Origin of the sequence: Thermotoga sp. 2812B (genome assembly GCF_000789335.1) — a bacterium.
Lineage (GTDB): Bacteria > Thermotogota > Thermotogae > Thermotogales > Thermotogaceae > Thermotoga > Thermotoga maritima.
Genome location: NZ_CP003408.1, coordinates 1827351 through 1843731, shown reverse-complemented (window position 1 = coordinate 1843731; position 16381 = coordinate 1827351). Strand labels below are relative to the sequence as shown.

At 45.7% G+C, this 16381-nt stretch carries 19 protein-coding genes; 11 read left to right on the top strand and 8 right to left on the bottom strand.

Annotation, left to right across the window (positions count from 1 at the left end; all coding sequences use genetic code 11):
- Positions 1 to 12: 12 nt before the first annotated feature.
- Genes T2812B_RS09465 through T2812B_RS09450 form a run of 4 tightly spaced genes read right to left on the bottom strand, consistent with a single transcriptional unit; the run spans position 13 to position 3216 of the window.
- On the bottom strand, positions 13 to 195 hold the full coding sequence (locus T2812B_RS09465; RefSeq protein ID WP_004080635.1) for a ferredoxin: 183 nt from the start codon (positions 193 to 195) through the stop codon (positions 13 to 15).
- 38 nt (positions 196 to 233) lie between these two features.
- Positions 234 to 974, bottom strand: a complete 741-nt coding sequence (locus T2812B_RS09460) for a DUF4895 domain-containing protein (RefSeq protein WP_008193185.1) — start codon at positions 972 to 974, stop codon at positions 234 to 236.
- A complete protein-coding gene (locus T2812B_RS09455) occupies positions 971 to 2164 on the bottom strand; it encodes a VWA-like domain-containing protein (protein WP_008193188.1) in 1194 nt (397 codons plus the stop codon). Before T2812B_RS09455 ends, T2812B_RS09460 begins: the two co-directional genes overlap by 4 nt.
- Positions 2161 to 3216: an AAA family ATPase gene (locus T2812B_RS09450; RefSeq protein ID WP_008193190.1), complete on the bottom strand. Its 1056-nt coding sequence runs from the start codon at positions 3214 to 3216 to the stop codon at positions 2161 to 2163. The genes T2812B_RS09455 and T2812B_RS09450 overlap by 4 nt, the downstream gene beginning before the upstream one ends.
- Before the next feature lie 67 nt (positions 3217 to 3283).
- On the opposite strand from T2812B_RS09450, the gene T2812B_RS09445 reads away from it, so the two are divergent.
- Positions 3284 to 3691: a hypothetical protein gene (locus T2812B_RS09445; protein WP_004080631.1), complete on the top strand. Its 408-nt coding sequence runs from the start codon at positions 3284 to 3286 to the stop codon at positions 3689 to 3691.
- Positions 3657 to 4115: a restriction endonuclease gene (locus T2812B_RS09440; RefSeq protein WP_008193194.1), complete on the top strand. Its 459-nt coding sequence runs from the start codon at positions 3657 to 3659 to the stop codon at positions 4113 to 4115. The genes T2812B_RS09445 and T2812B_RS09440 overlap by 35 nt, the downstream gene beginning before the upstream one ends.
- On the opposite strand, the gene T2812B_RS09435 is transcribed toward T2812B_RS09440, so the two are convergent.
- A complete protein-coding gene (locus T2812B_RS09435) occupies positions 4096 to 5265 on the bottom strand; it encodes a PD40 domain-containing protein (protein WP_008193197.1) in 1170 nt (389 codons plus the stop codon). The genes T2812B_RS09440 and T2812B_RS09435 overlap by 20 nt on opposite strands.
- 27 nt (positions 5266 to 5292) lie before the next feature.
- On the opposite strand from T2812B_RS09435, the gene T2812B_RS09430 reads away from it, so the two are divergent.
- Genes T2812B_RS09430 through mtaD form a run of 3 tightly spaced genes read left to right on the top strand, consistent with a single transcriptional unit; the run spans position 5293 to position 8234 of the window.
- Positions 5293 to 6570, top strand: coding sequence for an ArsB/NhaD family transporter (locus T2812B_RS09430; protein ID WP_008193199.1), 1278 nt, complete (start codon positions 5293 to 5295; stop codon positions 6568 to 6570).
- A gap of 9 nt (positions 6571 to 6579) precedes the next feature.
- On the top strand, positions 6580 to 7017 hold the full coding sequence (locus T2812B_RS09425) for a CBS domain-containing protein (RefSeq protein ID WP_004080627.1): 438 nt from the start codon (positions 6580 to 6582) through the stop codon (positions 7015 to 7017).
- Positions 7014 to 8234, top strand: a complete 1221-nt coding sequence (mtaD, locus tag T2812B_RS09420) for a 5-methylthioadenosine/S-adenosylhomocysteine deaminase (protein WP_008193202.1) — start codon at positions 7014 to 7016, stop codon at positions 8232 to 8234. The genes T2812B_RS09425 and mtaD overlap by 4 nt, the downstream gene beginning before the upstream one ends.
- Here mtaD and T2812B_RS09415 read toward each other — a convergent pair.
- On the bottom strand, positions 8222 to 8578 hold the full coding sequence (locus tag T2812B_RS09415) for a PadR family transcriptional regulator (RefSeq protein WP_008193205.1): 357 nt from the start codon (positions 8576 to 8578) through the stop codon (positions 8222 to 8224). The genes mtaD and T2812B_RS09415 overlap by 13 nt on opposite strands.
- On the bottom strand, positions 8575 to 9339 hold the full coding sequence (locus tag T2812B_RS09410) for a bifunctional 2-polyprenyl-6-hydroxyphenol methylase/3-demethylubiquinol 3-O-methyltransferase UbiG (RefSeq protein WP_008193206.1): 765 nt from the start codon (positions 9337 to 9339) through the stop codon (positions 8575 to 8577). The genes T2812B_RS09415 and T2812B_RS09410 overlap by 4 nt, the downstream gene beginning before the upstream one ends.
- Positions 9340 to 9404: 65 nt before the next feature.
- On the opposite strand from T2812B_RS09410, the gene panD reads away from it, so the two are divergent.
- The 6 genes from panD to T2812B_RS09380 all read left to right on the top strand — a co-directional run bounded on the left by panD (position 9405) and on the right by T2812B_RS09380 (position 15590).
- A complete protein-coding gene (gene panD, locus T2812B_RS09405) occupies positions 9405 to 9749 on the top strand; it encodes an aspartate 1-decarboxylase (RefSeq protein WP_008193209.1) in 345 nt (114 codons plus the stop codon).
- A 5-nt stretch (positions 9750 to 9754) separates the two neighbouring features.
- Positions 9755 to 10669 (top strand): RluA family pseudouridine synthase, encoded by a 915-nt coding sequence (locus T2812B_RS09400; protein ID WP_008193211.1) that lies wholly within the window; start codon positions 9755 to 9757, stop codon positions 10667 to 10669.
- Positions 10645 to 11877 carry a hypothetical protein gene (locus tag T2812B_RS09395; protein ID WP_008193213.1) on the top strand — a complete coding sequence of 411 codons (1233 nt, stop codon included), beginning with the start codon at positions 10645 to 10647 and terminating at the stop codon, positions 11875 to 11877. Before T2812B_RS09400 ends, T2812B_RS09395 begins: the two co-directional genes overlap by 25 nt.
- Entirely contained in the window at positions 11849 to 13120 is a 1272-nt protein-coding gene (locus T2812B_RS09390) for a DUF5693 family protein (RefSeq protein WP_008193216.1), read from the top strand. The genes T2812B_RS09395 and T2812B_RS09390 overlap by 29 nt, the downstream gene beginning before the upstream one ends.
- 182 nt (positions 13121 to 13302) lie before the next feature.
- Entirely contained in the window at positions 13303 to 14622 is a 1320-nt protein-coding gene (glnA, locus tag T2812B_RS09385; protein ID WP_008193217.1) for a type I glutamate--ammonia ligase, read from the top strand.
- Positions 14562 to 15590 carry a hypothetical protein gene (locus tag T2812B_RS09380; protein ID WP_008193219.1) on the top strand — a complete coding sequence of 343 codons (1029 nt, stop codon included), beginning with the start codon at positions 14562 to 14564 and terminating at the stop codon, positions 15588 to 15590. Before glnA ends, T2812B_RS09380 begins: the two co-directional genes overlap by 61 nt.
- On the opposite strand, the gene T2812B_RS09375 is transcribed toward T2812B_RS09380, so the two are convergent.
- On the bottom strand, positions 15587 to 16375 hold the full coding sequence (locus T2812B_RS09375) for a hypothetical protein (RefSeq protein ID WP_231556583.1): 789 nt from the start codon (positions 16373 to 16375) through the stop codon (positions 15587 to 15589). The two genes, T2812B_RS09380 and T2812B_RS09375, sit on opposite strands and share 4 nt — an antisense overlap.
- Positions 16376 to 16381: the final 6 nt, after the last annotated feature.

Genomic DNA, 16381 nt, shown 5'->3' with positions numbered 1-16381 from the left:
CCACCCCTTACCTCACTCTTCTACGCTGATAGCTCCGGTTGGACAGCTGTCAGCGGCGTCCTTTGCACAGGGAAGATCCGTTTCGGGCTGGAGGACCTTTGCCTTTCCATCGTCACCGAGCTGGAAAACGTCAGGACAGAGATTCTCACAAACTCCACATCCAATGCAGGCATCTGCGTCAACTCTTACCTTCATGTTTCGTCCCTCCTTGAAAGGTTTTTGCACGGTATTTATTATAACATTGAAACGAGGACCTCATACATTCTTTTCAATTTTTCCATAAAATCTTTCACAAAAGATTCCATGTCAAAGTCTTCTTCGAAGAACTGATCGTATCCTATTCTGAGTGTGAGAAAGGCCTGTTCCATAGGATTCTGCGCAGGTTGAATGCCCTTTTTCTTTCTCAAAACAACACCCATTTCGTGGAGCAGTGAGATGTGTTCTTTATCTACCCACTCTGGAGTTTCAAGGAACACATCTATTCCCTCGTTTCTCAGAACGATCTTCAGTCGCGATTTTAAAAGTTTCATCATCTTTTCCAGATTCTCATCAGATACCCTGTTTTGGAAGAGAAAGAACTCCATGTTTTTCACTTTTTCTTGAAGGAATATTTTTTGAAGCCAGCTTTCATTTCCGGCGGACCTTAAAACCTTCACTTTCAGCGGCATCCTGAATATTCCCGCGGAGATTGAATCCACCTTTTCGAACAGCTTCGTGTAGAAGGAGACCATGGATTCCGGAACATCTGCTTCTACCCTGTATATACACGGTTCCCTATCGAAGGGATCTTCAACGGAGAGATTCAGCAGTCTTCTGTCGGATGTGTCAATCATGAGAAACAGGGATGGGAAACGATGTCTCTTTATTCTGAGTACAAACGTGTGAAGATGCACGTTATCAAGCTTACTCTCGTAGTCTTTAAGAGGATTGTGTACCGATGTTTCCTTCAGAAGAAGTTCCAGTTCCCTCTTCATGAAAGGACCACCACCGCATCTCTTCCATACATCTTTCTCGCTTCCTTGAGAAATTCTTCGTTGTGATACTTTGAAAGCACGAAAAGGATTCTTCTCCTTGCGATCGGAACGTCGGTGTGACCATCCGTGAAGACAACTGTCCCCTCTGACCTGAGGACCCTTTCCGAATAATCGATCGCTGGCTGAAGATCTGTGCTTCCTCCTCCCACAATCTCCAGATCCTTCCACTTTCCGGATCTGTACTTCATAGCCGACGTGACGCTTCTGTCAACCTGAACGAGCCAGAGTTCTTCCCCTGCTACGTTCGAGATCTTCTCGAGTTCGGAAATGAACTGGTTCAACTCCCTCTCCACAATACTTCCGCTGGTGTCCACCACAGCGGCTATTCTGGGAAGGTACTCGTTCCTCCAGCCAGGAAGGTGATCGTACCTTCTGTTTGGCCTCAACGGAGTTGTGTAGCGATCCGCTTTTATCGAAACACCGAAGAACCTCCTGAGGAGTGTTTTCCAGTCCAGTTCGGGATTTTCCAGTGAGAGCGAAACTTCCCTTTTTACTCCAGAGGGAAGAGTGTCTCCAAAGAGGTTGAAAGCTTTCTTGGTTCTGTCTTTTGTGAGATCGAGGATCATCTCAACTGGAACGTCTTCCTCGAACAGTCCTGAGTGGTCGTCGACGTTATCCCGAAACTCTGCCACCACTTCCACATCGTACCTTCCGAGCCTTTCCATCTCCTCTAAAATCCATTTATGATACGCTTCAGCGTTTTCGAACATCATCCACTCAGGTGGCAGTACGAAGAGTGCATCGTTGTCCGTCGCGTGACCTTCCTTCACAAGTACGTCGAGCGGTATCCCAAAGGCTGCAAGTTCCGGGATGTACTGGTTTATAGCGGCATCCATGGCAAGATCCCATATCTTTCTGTCTCTTTCATCCTTGGGCTTTATTCGAAAGTGCTGGAGAACGATGTGCATGACCTCGTGTATCAGAAGAGCCTGAACCATTTTCAGAGGCTTTTTTCCTATCGCTTCTGGATTGTACAACAACATCACATCTCCGGTTGTGGAGAAAGAGAGCTTCAGATTTCTCGTGTTTTTCGATGGTACCAGCTTGACACCGAGAAGAACGTAATAATAGAACGGTGATTCCTTTCCTATGTTCAGCAAAGCCTTTTTGAGAGTTTCCTCACCTTTCATAGTTCGTTCACCATTTTTCTCATGTCTTCTCTTTCCAGCATCTTTTCGAGTATTTTATCGAAGATCCAGGACTTTTCTCCTTCCTTTTGAGCTTCATCGACCAGAAATCTTAAAACACCGTAAAAAGATTCCCTGGGCATGATTTCGGAAAGTCTGACCAGGTTCTTCGATACGTCGTCCAGGTGTCTTTCAAGTGTTCTCACATCCACTTTACTCAGAAAGTCCACTATCCTGAGAACAAGAGTGTTCGCAGCGTGTATGTCTTCCAAATTTTCTATCTTTCCATCAAAGAGCACACTTTCCACAGAAGGGATCTTTACTCTCTGAAAGAACGAATCATAAAAGGCCTTTGCAGCCTCTGGCCCCACGATTCCTGCCGCGATGACGTAGCCGTACTTTTCTTTTTCATCATCCGTCAGAGTTTTCAGCACATTTGAGAGCTTGTACCAGCTTCTCGGGGAAGGTTTCAGGGATGTTCTCAGAGAGAGACTTCTTTCGGAGAAAAGGAACTCGGGGTAGTCCCTTATGAAGTCTCTCACTTCTTTCGATACATTGTTCTTCTCAGCCCACTCCAGCCACTCGGAAACGTCTGGGTTCACTTCCAGAATGAAGAATCGAGATATGAACGCAGGATCTGTAATGAGATCGGCCTGATCGTACTCTTCCTCCGGGGGGTTCATGGCTGCCATGATCCACGTTCCTTCCGGCAAGATATGGTTGTGAATTCTTCTATCCACAAGGAGCTGCATGATCGCGTTTCTGACGGAACGATGGGCTCTGTTTATCTCATCGAGAAAAAGAATCGTATCGCCGCTTTCGGGCCACCAGTCCGGTTTTAAAAAGACGGTTTTCTCTTCTGTGCGGGCGGGAAGTCCTATCAAATCACCCGGTTCCATCTGAGAAAGAACCAGGATGATCAGTTTTCTTTCGGTTTCTCTGGCTATGTCCCTGGCGATATCCGTTTTTCCCACACCGAAATGCCCTACCAGAAGCGGTATCTCACCGGCCATCATGATCTTTTTTGCGAGGTACTTTGCCTCTTCTACGCGCACCTTTTCACCTTCCCTTCTCCATCTTCAAATGATATCATGTATTTCTGGGTGGGGTGGTAAGGTGAAAATGCTCGGGATCGTTCTCACAGCAGTCGTTATTTTCATCGTTTTCATCCTGAGCCTGATCGAGAAAAGGAAAAAAGTCGATGTTGAAACTGTTTGCCGAACTGTAAAAAGGTACTACGAAGGCAGAAGATACCAGATCTCTCATAAAACAGTGAGCGGTTGTGAAGTGTTTCTGATCAAAAAAGGTCTCAGAAAGATCATCATCTGTGTGGGCAGCGTGAACTTCGATGTGGTGAAAGAAATCCTCTACATGGCATACACGAACAGAACACGTGACATCAGGGTAGCTTATTCTTCCATCACGAAGGAATCTCTGGAAGCGTTTGAAAGAATGAGAAGAAATTCGAAAATACACAAAACGAAGGTGAAAGTGCATGATTTATATCATTTTGAGTCTGTTGTCTTTTAGCCTTCTTGTTCTCTTTCTGCAATGGGGGAAGAAAAGGAGAAAACAAGACCTCAGAAACCTTCTCGAGGCGGGTCTCAAGAATCCATATCGGTTCGAGGAATTCGCCAGAGAATATCTGAAAGAACACGGTTTTAGATCGGTGAGAACAACGCGAAAGAGTAAGGATTTTGGGGCAGATATCGTTGCGAAAAGACGAGGAAGCACAGTGGTTTTCCAGGTGAAGAGAAGAAACTCTACGGTGGAGAAAGAGGTCGTGAAGGAACTCGTTGCGGCGGCCTATATTTATGGTGCCACGGAAGTTGGAATTTTCACGAACGGCGAGCTTTCCACCGGCTTGAAAAAAGAGCTCGAGGAACTGAAAAGATCGGGTGGTTTCATAAAGAGGGTCCATGTCGTAAAGAACATCAATCCTGAGGAATTCTGAAACGAACAGTCCATATATCTGGTTCGCTCCCTTTGCTGTACACAGAAAAGGCTACAAGTTTTCCATCTTCAGAGAACGCAGGGTAGAACGCATCGTAGGGGATATTTTCTGTGAGGCACCACACCTTCCCAGAAACCAGGTCTTTCGCGTAGATTCTGAAAACTCCGTCTCTGTTGGAAGAAAAGATCAGGTAATTTTCGAACACGTCCGGGTCGAATTCGTTGTAAGGACTGTCCTCGAGAACTGTTATCGTTCCATCTGGAAGCAGCTCGTATATCCCAAAGTTTGACTCTTTGAGTCCCACGAACACGATACCCTGATTTCCCTTGGCCGGTGTGAAAACCCAGTCGAACGGAAGATAGTACGCCTTTTCTTTCATTGTTGTCAGGTCTTTCACAACCAAGTGATTCGAAGTTGCATCTTCCTGAACGTAAACTACCGTGTTGTTGTCGATCCAGTTCGGATTGTACGAAGCGTACCTGCCACGTGAGATGAGCTGTATCTTCTTCGAGTAATCGGGCGAGAGCGGCATGTAGTAGATGTTCCAGTTTCCATGGAGTGAACCTTGGAAAAGCAGGTATCTTTCATCCGGTGATATTCTTGGAAAGTACTCGCTGCTGCCGTAGATGGGCATTGGAAGTAGTTCTCCGTTTTGCCTGTCGATCAAGAACAAATTTCTGTTGCCGGAGAGTCTTTCAGAAGAGAAAACCAGGTATCTGCTTGAAAAGTCACAGTACTCATCGAGTGCGGGATGATAGGTGAGCCGGAATGCATCTGGAAACTCATTTTTGGAAAAGAGATAGAAAGAGACCTTCTCCAGGGGAAAAGAGGCACACTCCATCACGAAGTCTCTGTAATATTTGTAGCCCCTGGGATTGTACTCGTACCTTGCAACTTCACCCCTGTGTTTCCATTCTCCCACATAGAGGTTGTCCGTCGCGTCGTAGGAGAGGAAAAACGTCATCGAAAACGTCGCCGTCGAAGAGTTTGTGATCGTCGCTTCTTTCGGTAGAAATTCCAGAATTTTCTCCTGAACATCCGCAAGAACAGAAGAAGCCTCTTCGGTACTGAACATACTTAAATCGAGGGTTACAACAGAGAAAGAAACCAGGGGTATAATAGCAAAGATAAACAGAAACATCTTCTTCATCGATCTCTTACCTCCGGGGGAGATATTTTGTTCGAAGATGCCGTTGTTTCACTTTTGATCTTTATAATAGTATACCTCTTCATCATTCTGGAAAAACACCACAGAGCGGTCATTACCATGCTTGGAGGGAGCGCTGCTCTCTTTTTTGTGTTCAAAGATCCCATCGAAGCACTGGTAAGGTATGTGGATTTCAACACGATATTTCTCTTGATAGGAATGATGATCTTCGTGTCCGTTACAAAAAGAAGCGGCCTGTTTCATTTTTTGGGACTGTACTCTATAAAACTTTCCAGAGGAAGCGTGTTTTTCTTCTTTGTTTCGATAAATTTCCTTGTGGCTCTTCTCTCCTCTTTTTTGGACAACGTAACAACAATACTGGTGTTCGTTCCTGTAACGCTGGTAGTTTGCGATACGGTGGACTTGGATCCCGTTCCCTTTGTGATATCGGAGATCATATCTTCGAACATAGGTGGTACCGCGACGATGATAGGAGATCCCCCAAACATCATGATCGCTTCCGCGGCGAAACTTCATTTCCTCGATTTTGTGGTTAACGTGGCACCCGCTGCTGTTCTGACCCTCATCGTTACTTTGATCTTTCTCTCTGCTGTTTACAGAAGGGTCATATTCAGAAAAATACCGGTGGAAGTGGTCAAAGGTTTCGAACCCCGTAGGGCCATCGTTGACAAAAAGCTGTTTTATCTCTCCATAATACTAACTCTGGTTGTTCTTGTTCTCTTTTCTCTTCAGAAACCACTTGGACTTGAAAGTTTCGAGGTTGCCCTTCTTGCTGGCTTCCTCTCGCTTGCCTTCTTAAATAAAAAAGATATAGAGGATGTGTTCAAAGAGATCGAATGGGGCGTCATCTTTTTCTTCATAGGTCTTTTCCTTGTCGTTGGTGCCCTTGAAGAGGCCGGTGTTCTCGAAAAAATATCAGAACTCGTCATCAGGCTTTCAAAAGGGAAAATGGAAGGCACCCTGATATCAATTCTGGGAATATCTGGGTTGAGTTCCGCTTTCGTTGACAACATACCGTTCACTGCCACCATGATTCCAGTGATAAAGAAACTCGCGGTTCTGGCTCCGGAGACGTTTTCTGATCTGAGACCCCTCTGGTGGGCTCTTTCTCTGGGAGCGTGCTTTGGAGGAAATGGAACTCTAATCGGTGCATCCGCGAACGTGGTAGGAACCTCTCTCATAGCAGACAGAAAGCATATAACCTTCTGGGAGTATTTCAAGATAGGTTTTCCCGTGCTCATACTCAGTCTTCTGGTGTCAGGAGTCTATTTGTTGATCAGATATTGAGGTGAGATCATGAAAGTGAAAGACGTCTGCAAATTGATTTCTCTGAAGCCCACAGTTGTAGAGGAAGACACTCCTATAGAAGAAATCGTCGACAGGATACTAGAAGATCCCGTCACAAGAACCGTTTATGTTGCGAGAGACAACAAACTCGTTGGAATGATCCCTGTCATGCACCTTTTGAAGGTTTCTGGTTTTCACTTTTTCGGGTTCATTCCAAAGGAAGAGCTCATTCGCTCCTCGATGAAAAGATTGATAGCAAAGAACGCATCTGAGATAATGTTGGATCCTGTATACGTTCACATGGATACACCATTGGAAGAAGCCTTGAAGCTGATGATCGACAACAATATACAGGAGATGCCGGTTGTCGATGAAAAGGGAGAGATAGTGGGAGATCTCAACTCTCTCGAAATTCTTCTCGCTTTGTGGAAAGGGCGGGAGAAATGATTATAGGAAATTGCCTGATACTGAAAGATTTCTCTTCTGAACCTTTTTTTGGAGCCGTAGAAATCGAAAACGGCACGATAAAACGAGTGATACAGGGAGAAGTGGAGGTCGATCTGGATCTCTCCGGTAAACTCGTCATGCCGGCTCTTTTCAACACGCACACTCACGCGCCGATGACTCTTCTGAGAGGAGTCGCGGAAGATCTCAGTTTCGAAGAGTGGCTCTTCTCTAAGGTGCTTCCCATAGAAGACAGATTGACAGAGAAGATGACCTACTACGGTACGATCCTTGCCCAGATGGAAATGGCAAGACATGGTATCGCCGGCTTTGTCGATATGTACTTTCATGAGGAGTGGATCGCGAAGGCGGTCAGAGATTTTGGAATGAGGGCCCTTTTGACACGGGGACTTGTGGACAGTAATGGGGACGATGGAGGACGACTCGAGGAGAATTTGAAGCTCTACAACGATTGGAACGGTTTTGAGGGGAGGATCTTCGTTGGATTCGGTCCTCACTCACCTTACCTTTGTTCTGAAAAATACCTGAAGAGAGTCTTCGACACTGCGAAGTCTCTGAACGCCCCAGTGACGATTCATCTCTATGAAACCTCCAAAGAAGAGTATGATCTGGAGGACATTTTGAACATTGGGTTGAAAGAAGTGAAGACCATCGCAGCTCATTGTGTTCATCTTCCCGAGAGATATTTCGGTGTTCTGAAAGATGTTCCGTTTTTCGTTTCTCACAATCCTGCGAGCAATTTGAAACTCGGAAACGGAATAGCACCTGTTCAGAGAATGATAGAGCATGGGATGAAGGTCACCCTCGGCACGGATGGAGCGGCGAGCAACAACTCTCTGAATCTGTTCTTCGAAATGAGGCTCGCGAGTCTTCTTCAGAAAGCACAGAATCCGCGCAATCTGGATGTGAACACATGCTTGAAAATGGTGACGTACGATGGAGCCCAAGCGATGGGGTTCAAAAGCGGAAAGATTGAAGAAGGCTGGAACGCCGATCTTGTGGTAATAGACCTCGATCTCCCTGAAATGTTTCCAGTCCAGAACATAAAGAACCACCTCGTTCACGCTTTCAGCGGTGAAGTTTTCGCCACGATGGTCGCTGGAAAATGGATCTACTTCGATGGAGAGTACCTGACCATAGATTCAGAAGAAGTGAAAAGAGAGCTGGCCCGTATAGAAAAAGAACTCTACTCTTCCTGAAGCACTCTCTTTATTCTTTCTTCGAGCGTTTCTATTCTTCTCTTCATATCCTCCAGAGACCTCAATATCTCTTTGAGATAGAGTTTTCCCTGTGGGGTGATCCTGTAAATCTTTCTTGGGGGGCTGACCGTTGTATCCCATTCGGTGCTGAGAAGCCCACTCTCTTCGAGATCGGCGAGTACACGGTAAATGTTGCCCATGTGACCGATTCCAGGTATCTCAATACCAAACTCTGCGAGCCTCTCTGCGAGCTCGTATCCATGAGAAGGTTTCTCCGCTACGAGTAAAAGGATGGTACTGGCAAGCCACCAACCTCGGAATCCTCTCCCGCCTCTGTGTCTCATCCTGCGCTCACCTTCCTCGCAACGCACCACAGTCTTCTACTGTAGCTGGTCAGAGGTGACTTGCTGAGGAGATCTTCATAAAAAGAAAACACAAAACCCGTTTCACTCAGTGCAGACGCGATTTCTTTCACTCTGTAGCCTCTTTCTCTGTGTATCTCATCGAACCTTTCCCACAGCCCCTCTTCTTTTCTCTCGAAAACGGTCACATAGAAGGTGGCGACGGATTCCTCCAGATCGAACTCTATAGTTTGAACTTCGAAGATATCCTTTCCATCCTGCTGAATGTACACGGGGCCTTCCTGATTGGCCATCAGAAGTCCATAAACGGTGTTCATATCGAAAAGAAACGCTCCACCTGTTTTCAAAGCTTCATGAACTTTCTCAAAAGTTTTCTTCAAATCTTTGTACTCCAGTAGATAGTTGAGACTGTCAAACCAGCAGGTGACGATATCGAATTCTTCGTGAAAATCGAGTTCTCTCATGTCTTTTTTCAAAAAAATCACAGGTACGCTTTCTTCCTTTGCCCTTTCTCTGGCAAAATTCAGCATCTCGGGTGAAAGATCAACTCCCACCACTTCGAAACCCTGCTTAGCGATTTCCACAGCGAATGTTCCTTCTCCACAGGCCACATCCAGCACTTTTTTTCCTCGAATATGAAAGTTTTCCAGAATCTTGGTGAAATTTTTCGCTATTCTTCTCGAGAACGATGTGTACGGCCCCTTGTGAAAAACTCGTGCGAATCGCTTGTAAATATTTCCCACCTCCCGTGTTTCTGTAAAATCATAACATATCCTCGCATGATAAAATCTTTCGGGAGGGTGAAACGATGCTGAACATATATCTGAAGTCCAAAATTCACATGGCTACGATCACGAGAAAAGAAGTTTACTACGAAGGAAGCATAGAGATAGACGAAGAGCTGATGGAAAAAGCGGGCATCAGCGAGGGAGAGCTCGTACTGGTGGTGAACGTCAACAACGCCCAGAGATTCGTAACGTACGTCATAAAGGGAAAGAGGGGAAGTCGTGAGATAAACCTCTACGGTGCAGCTGCAAGGCTCGGTGAAGAAGGTGACAGGGTGATCATCATGGCTTTCACCTTCAGTGACAAACCTGTGAAAGCGAAAACGATCGTTCTAAACGAGAAAAACGAAATCGTTCAGGAGAAATAAAAGTCATGAGAATGGAAGTCACCAGAGAGAATTTCTACAGAAGGCTGGACAAATTTCTGAGGAACCAGCTGAAAGACGTACCCCTTTCGGTGATATACAAACTCATCAGAAAGGGAAAGGTGTATGTCAACAGAAAACGCGTGAAGGATCCTTCTTTCGATCTGGAAGAAGGAGACGTGGTAGAGCTCCGGCATGTGAATCTGGAAAATCTTCCGAAGAGATCTGAGAAGAAAGACCTCACACCAGTTCCCATGAAACTCGACGTGCTCTACGAAGACGATCACTACCTTGTGCTGAACAAGCCACCGAACATAGCCATACATCCGGGAAAAGGTGTTCATGTTGCGACGTTGATAGAAGGACTCCTTTATTACGGTCAGGAAAAGGGGTTTTCACCGTTTCTCGTTCACAGACTCGACAAAGAAACCTCTGGGCTTCTCGTTGTTGCCAAAAACAGAGAGGCCGCGAGAATTCTCACGGAACTGTTCAAGGGCAGAAACATAGAGAAAGAATACGTCACGCTCGTAAGAGGAGTTCCAGAGAACAACATGAAAATCACCATTCCTCTCGATGGGCAGGAAGCGGTTTCTGAGATCGTTTCGGTGAAACCTCTGAAAGATGTTTCGCTCCTCCGGGTGAAGATACACACGGGTAGAAAGCATCAGATAAGAAGACACCTTTCGCAGATAGGTTTTCCCGTTGTGGGAGACGACACCTACGGTGACAGACATTTCAACAGAGAGTTTCGAAAGAGATACGGTTTAAAAAGACAGTTCCTCCACAGCTATAGAATGAAGTTCATCGATCCGTGGACTGAGGAGGAAAAGGACTTCAGGGCACCCCTTCCAGATGATCTTCTCAGCGTTCTGAACCTTTTAGAAGAGAGGAGTGATGAATGGTTAGAAGAATTTCTTTCCTGATTCTCATTCTCTCGTCTCTTCTTCTGTTTTCTAAGGAAGTGCTCTTCAACACTTACAACAACACTGGCATCGTTTCGTTGACGAACAGAACTTTCCCTTTTGAAAATTCGCGCGACCTGGAGCCCTTCAAAGCCTCTCTCGAGACAATTTACACTCCTCCGAAGGTTCGAGGTATCACCATTGATCTTCCAGACAGCACGGCCCTTGTCTTGAGCAACGGTGTGACGATCGGAGTCGATGTGGGGGATATCCGAATTCCCGAGGATGTTTTCGCCGAGCTTCTTGACAGCACAGATCTCACGTTCGTTTACGACGCATTTCCCATTGAAGTCTTTTCACGCGACAGGGTCGTTGTAAAGGGATCTATTACAAAAGAGAAGCTCGAGTACTATCTTTCCTTCTTCTTCAAAAAATTTGAGGTTCCAAGGAGAATAGAAGGCACCATAGACGTCACTCCAAAGCCTCCTGAGGTGAGATATTCAAAGGTGTGGCATCCTCTTATCGGAACGGTGATCTTTCTGAATGTGACTGACGATTCTACCTTCGTCACACTCTGGAATGGAAGGGAAGGCAAATTGTGGTACCAAACCACGGAAGCCACGAGGCTCGAAGTAGAAGTGGTGGACTCTCTGGGACAATCCACCAGTCTCTCATTCGAAGCTCTTCCTGTTTCTTTCGCGGAAAGATCGTACCAATCTTCTGTTGAGTTCGGCCAAAGCCTCATTCTACCACCTCTTGTGAACTGGTTTCTTCCATCAACTGGAGAAAAGATCACTGTGTTTTCTCCAGAATTTCCTGGTGTCTATCACCTTATCGGTTGCGATGAATCCGGAAACTTTTTGAGAATGGAGATCGATGTGAGAGACACCACTCCTCCACTCGTTCTCTCTCCGGAGAAGATAGAAGACGCTTCTTCTTTTCGAGTTGAATACATCTGCGATGGAAGAGAAGTCCAGAAGATACCAGATGGGCATCACGTTGTCTTTGTGAAGGCTACGGATACTTTCGGTAACACGAGTACCGCTTTCTTTGTGGTGAACAGACCGCACAGAGTGATTGTGAGAGAAAGGCCCGTTCCCGTGTATCTGGGACCAAAAAGGAAAATCCAGATCGGCGGACTCTCCCTGAAAGGGAGTTTGATCTTCGGCTGGACTAGGGAAGAAGTCGAGGTGATGGTGGGTGAAGAAGTTTACAAACTTGAGAAATAGTCTTTTTCTCATTTTTCTGGTGAGTTCTGTTGTTCTCATCGTGTTCTTTCTTCCAGAAAGGGTGGCTTATGACAGGAAAGGGATGGAATTTTCCTTTCTGTTCGACGACATGATCGATGGAAAGCGAGTGGTTCTCTTTGACCTTTCGAGCAGAAAAGATTTGCCACCGGAAGCCGAGATCGTGATTCTCAAAGGTGAACCTCTCTTCTGGGAACCTCAAGAGTTGGCAGAGAAATTGAAAGGAAAATGGCTTGGGATTGTAGAGTTCGATCCATCTTACGATTTCGCAAGAAAAGTCGTGCTTTTGAAGAAAGACGGCCTCTTCTTTCGTGTTCACACGGTGAAACCCGAAGAGATAGAAAAGCTAAATCTGGACGAAGAAGCGCTGTTTCACAGGTACAAAAGAGCCGTTCTTGAACGAAGTGTGGAGGTTCTCTGGATAAGGGACATAGACGAAAAAGAGTTCCTCGTTCAGAGGCTTTCCAGTTATTTCAAAGGAAAAGTTGTACCGTTTCCGGCTCCTCCAGAATCTGAACCGCCTTTCCCGAAGTGGATCTTCTTGATACCTCCCATTCTTATGATAATCTCTCTGAACCCTCTGCTTCTATCTATAGTTCTCGTTTTGCCTTTTTCAAGGGAATGGTTCGTGTCTCTCCTTTTTGTTTCCGGTACACTGGCGGCGTATTTTGTGCCGAAAAAGAAATGGTTGAAAGTGTTGAGTTTTCTCTTTCTGTCGATCTCTCTGTCTCTGAGTCTCAGCGATCTGTACCACCTCAACGGTATCCTGGACTTCCGCGGAGTGAAACTTTCACTCGTGCTTCTTCCCGGGCTTCTCTTTCTTTCAGGACTTTGGAAGAACAGAAGAAACTGGAAAAAGTACCTGCCGCTCCTTTTCCTTGCCATTCCTGTGGGTTTCTATTATCTTATGCGTTCGGGAAATTCGGGATGGGTGCTGGAAGTTGAAAGAAAGTTCAGAGACTGGCTGGAGAGTGTCTTGATGGTTCGGCCCCGTTTCAAGGAAATTGTGTGCTACCCGTTTTTCTGGTTGGAAGGATTCAGGGAATACGATTTTCTCAGAGAGAGTTTTGGCAGCGTTGCACTCGTTTCGATGTTCAACACGTTCTGTCATGTTAAAACGCCTCTGGTGGTTTCTATCTACAGAAGCGCTCTTGGCCTTGCTATAGGATATGCTGTGTTCTTATTTCTGAAGGTATTTCTAAACCGCTTTTTAACTTCCAAATAATTTGCAATTCACAAACGGCTGTTATATTCTACGCATAAAGATGCAAAAAGAAAAACCCCTCTGTCCCGGGGACAGAAAAGGTTGTTGTTTTTCAAGTTTTGATCTTCACTCTCTTTGCTTCTGTGTGTCAGGGATGATAATTATACCATGAATATCATCAACATTCAAGAGGAGGTGTTTCCATGACGATCGAAGAAATCAAAAAGATCATCGAGAAGGAGAACGTCCGCTTCATCAGACTTCAGTTCACCGACATCAATGGAATCTTAAAAAACGTGGAGATAACTCCCGAAATTTTCCTCGAATCCTGGGAAGACGGAATCATGTTCGACGGTTCATCCATCGAGGGTTTTGTGAGAATCGAAGAGTCTGATATGTACCTCAAGCCCGTCCTCGACACCTTCGCCGTTCTTCCGTGGACGGTCGATGGTGCAAAGAGTGCAAGAGTCATCTGTGACGTTTACACTCCAGATGGTAAACCCTTTGAGGGAGATCCCCGTTACAGACTAAAAAGAATGATGGAAAAAGCAGAACAGCTGGGTTACACCCCTTACGCGGGTCCCGAGATGGAATTTTTCATCCTTCCCATCAACGAAAAAGGAGAACCTGTTCCTGAGTTCCTTGACCATGGAGGATATTTCGATCTTCTGCCGCTCAGCAAAGTTGAAGAGATCAGAAGGGACATCGCGATAGCTCTCGAAAAGATGGGTGTTGTTGTTGAAGCAACGCACCACGAAGTTGCTCCCTCACAGCATGAGGTGGACTTCAGGTACGACACTTTCCTGAGAACCGCCGACAACGCCCAGACCGTGAAACTCGTCATCAAAACCATGGCAATCTTCCACGGATATCATGCAACCTTCATGCCCAAACCATTTTACGGTGTGAACGGATCGGGAATGCATGTCCACATGAGTCTTTTCAAGGGAGACAAAAATGCCTTCTACGATCCCGACGATCCTCTTGGGCTTTCTAAAGAACTCAGATATTTCGTTGGTGGTATATTGAAGCACGCCAAAGCTCTCGCAGCCGTCACAAATCCCACGATAAACAGCTACAAGAGACTCGTTCCCGGTTACGAAGCACCCGTTTACATCTCCTGGTCAGTTGGAAACAGAAGCGCCCTCATCAGAATTCCAAAAGCGAGAGGAAAAGCGACAAGATTGGAGTACAGATCACCCGATCCATCCTGTAACATCTATCTTGCTTTTGCGGCCATCCTCGCGGCAGGTCTGGACGGTATCATCAACAAGATCGAGCCTCCCGCGCCAGTTGAAGAAAACATCTACCACATGACTTCTGAGAGAAGGGAAGAACTCAATATAGAATCGCTTCCAGGATCGCTGAAAGAGGCTGTCGAAGAACTCAAGAAAGACGATGTTATAATAGATGCACTGGGAGAACATATATTCGAAAAATTTGTGGAGGCTGCCGAAAAGGATTGGAAGGAATTCAGCACCTACGTTACAAACTGGGAACTGCAGCGCTACTTGTATCTCTGATTGTAAGTGTTTTCGCGGGAATCCTCGAAACAGAGAGGATAGATCTCAATGTGAATCCTTTGAGAGGAACGATCAACGAGGGTGTCATCACCCTCGTTGATTCTTTGAAAAGAGAAGTCGTCGCGGTGAATGCGCTTTCAAAGAGAGTAACAGCACGTTTCACAGGTTTTTCCTACCCTGTCTGGGGTATGTACCTCAAAGGGAACTTCTACGTTACTGATATGTTCGAGGGAAAGTTCGTTGAACTCACTCCTTCAGGAAAGAGAAAGAGGGAAATTCTTCTTGGTGGGGATCCCACGGTCTTTCTTTACCACAACGGTGTTTTTTACATTTCGTTGTTTTCTCAGGGAACGCTCGTTGGAGTGGATCTACGTTCCTTCAAAGTTGTGGAAAGGTACAGAACAGGAGTTTCAAGCACCTATTTCGTTCCAACTTCGAAAGGAATCGCCTATCTTTGTTACTGGAGAAATGAAGACGACTCCGATGTGATTTACCTCAGGTACGGCAGCATGACCTCTGTTCGTCTGGGACTCTCCCGACCTCTGCGCTACGTGGAAGGTTCAAGCGGTGATTACGTCCTTGACTACCGAAACGGCTGGCTCGTGAAACTGGTGAACGGAAAGGTGGTGTGGAAGAAAAACCTTCCCGATTTTGCTTACGGTATTTCCTTCTATGGACCCGACATCGCAGTTGCCAGCCTTGTTTCTCCCGTTATCTCTGTGGTTGACAGAGACGGCAATGTAAGACAAATCAACGTGCCGCACCCTGTGCTCTACCTCGAGGAGATAGGAAACTATCTGGTGGCACTTTCTGTGGAAGCAGAAGAGTTGTATCTGATAAAAAACGATAGAGTCGTTCAAACGGTTAAAACGGGAAAGTATCCTCTGAAGATTTTCAAGATCTCAGAAAAAGAATTTGCTGTTCTCTGCACCGATTCTGGAGAACTCATCTTCTACACAGTCTACTAAGTCTTCGCCTGGGATATCAGATTCACCAGGAGGTTGTAGGAAAACCACACGTCATCCAGTTCAAAAAACTGAGGCTTTTTCGTCTTTGCATCTTGGTACACCATGATTCCCTCTTTGTATGGAATGACCGAAATGATTTTTTCGTAAGGAATCTTATAACTTCTTGTTTGTCCGACGAAATACAGATTTTTGCTCGTTAAAACAAGTGTTCCTTTATCGACATGCGTCAGTTCAGTCTTTTCAACGGGAGTTCCTTTAAAGCCTCCCACCCTGTAGTAAACGCCACGTGCGATCCTTATACTGAGACCAGAATATCCTCCCGCGTACTCTTTTCGTTTTCTCATTTCGTAGTTTTCTACGCTTCGAAAGACCCACACAGGTACTTCCGATTTTCCAAGGATGACGGGGACAGGTCCTTCGAACTGTTCTATTTCTCCATGAACCACTTTTCTCAACAATCTTCCCTTCTTGAACTTCTCATAGGCACCCTTCCTGTTCAATTTTTCCTCAGAAAGTCCCGTTTCCCATATGAAACTGGCGAGGATCCTTTCCTCAGATTCATCGAGATTGCCGTCATTCAAAAAGTGATCCACCATCCTTTCCCAGACTGTTGCAAGTACATCTTCCACATCATTCTCTGTTCTGAAATGGTTCCGAGCTATTTCGAGAAGCTGACCCCTAAGAGATTGAAAGTTTCCATTTTCGAAAGACTTTTCGACGAAATCCAGCATCTTTTTCCATCCTTCCTGGTAGATAACCTCACACGCCTTATGCTTGGTCTTCAAGAAACC

Excerpts from the sequence above, each read along its gene's own strand:
- T2812B_RS09465 (WP_004080635.1), bottom strand. The coding sequence starts at position 195 with ATGAAGGTAAGAGTTGACGCAGATGCCTGCATTGGATGTGGAGTTTGT.
- T2812B_RS09460 (WP_008193185.1), bottom strand. The coding sequence starts at position 974 with ATGAAGAGGGAACTGGAACTTCTTCTGAAGGAAACATCGGTACACAAT.
- T2812B_RS09455 (WP_008193188.1), bottom strand. The coding sequence starts at position 2,164 with ATGAAAGGTGAGGAAACTCTCAAAAAGGCTTTGCTGAACATAGGAAAG.
- T2812B_RS09445 (WP_004080631.1), top strand. The coding sequence starts at position 3,284 with ATGCTCGGGATCGTTCTCACAGCAGTCGTTATTTTCATCGTTTTCATC.
- T2812B_RS09440 (WP_008193194.1), top strand. The coding sequence starts at position 3,657 with ATGATTTATATCATTTTGAGTCTGTTGTCTTTTAGCCTTCTTGTTCTC.
- T2812B_RS09435 (WP_008193197.1), bottom strand. The coding sequence starts at position 5,265 with ATGAAGAAGATGTTTCTGTTTATCTTTGCTATTATACCCCTGGTTTCT.
- T2812B_RS09425 (WP_004080627.1), top strand. The coding sequence starts at position 6,580 with ATGAAAGTGAAAGACGTCTGCAAATTGATTTCTCTGAAGCCCACAGTT.
- mtaD (WP_008193202.1), top strand. The coding sequence starts at position 7,014 with ATGATTATAGGAAATTGCCTGATACTGAAAGATTTCTCTTCTGAACCT.
- T2812B_RS09415 (WP_008193205.1), bottom strand. The coding sequence starts at position 8,578 with ATGAGACACAGAGGCGGGAGAGGATTCCGAGGTTGGTGGCTTGCCAGT.
- panD (WP_008193209.1), top strand. The coding sequence starts at position 9,405 with ATGCTGAACATATATCTGAAGTCCAAAATTCACATGGCTACGATCACG.
- T2812B_RS09400 (WP_008193211.1), top strand. The coding sequence starts at position 9,755 with ATGAGAATGGAAGTCACCAGAGAGAATTTCTACAGAAGGCTGGACAAA.
- T2812B_RS09395 (WP_008193213.1), top strand. The coding sequence starts at position 10,645 with ATGGTTAGAAGAATTTCTTTCCTGATTCTCATTCTCTCGTCTCTTCTT.
- glnA (WP_008193217.1), top strand. The coding sequence starts at position 13,303 with ATGACGATCGAAGAAATCAAAAAGATCATCGAGAAGGAGAACGTCCGC.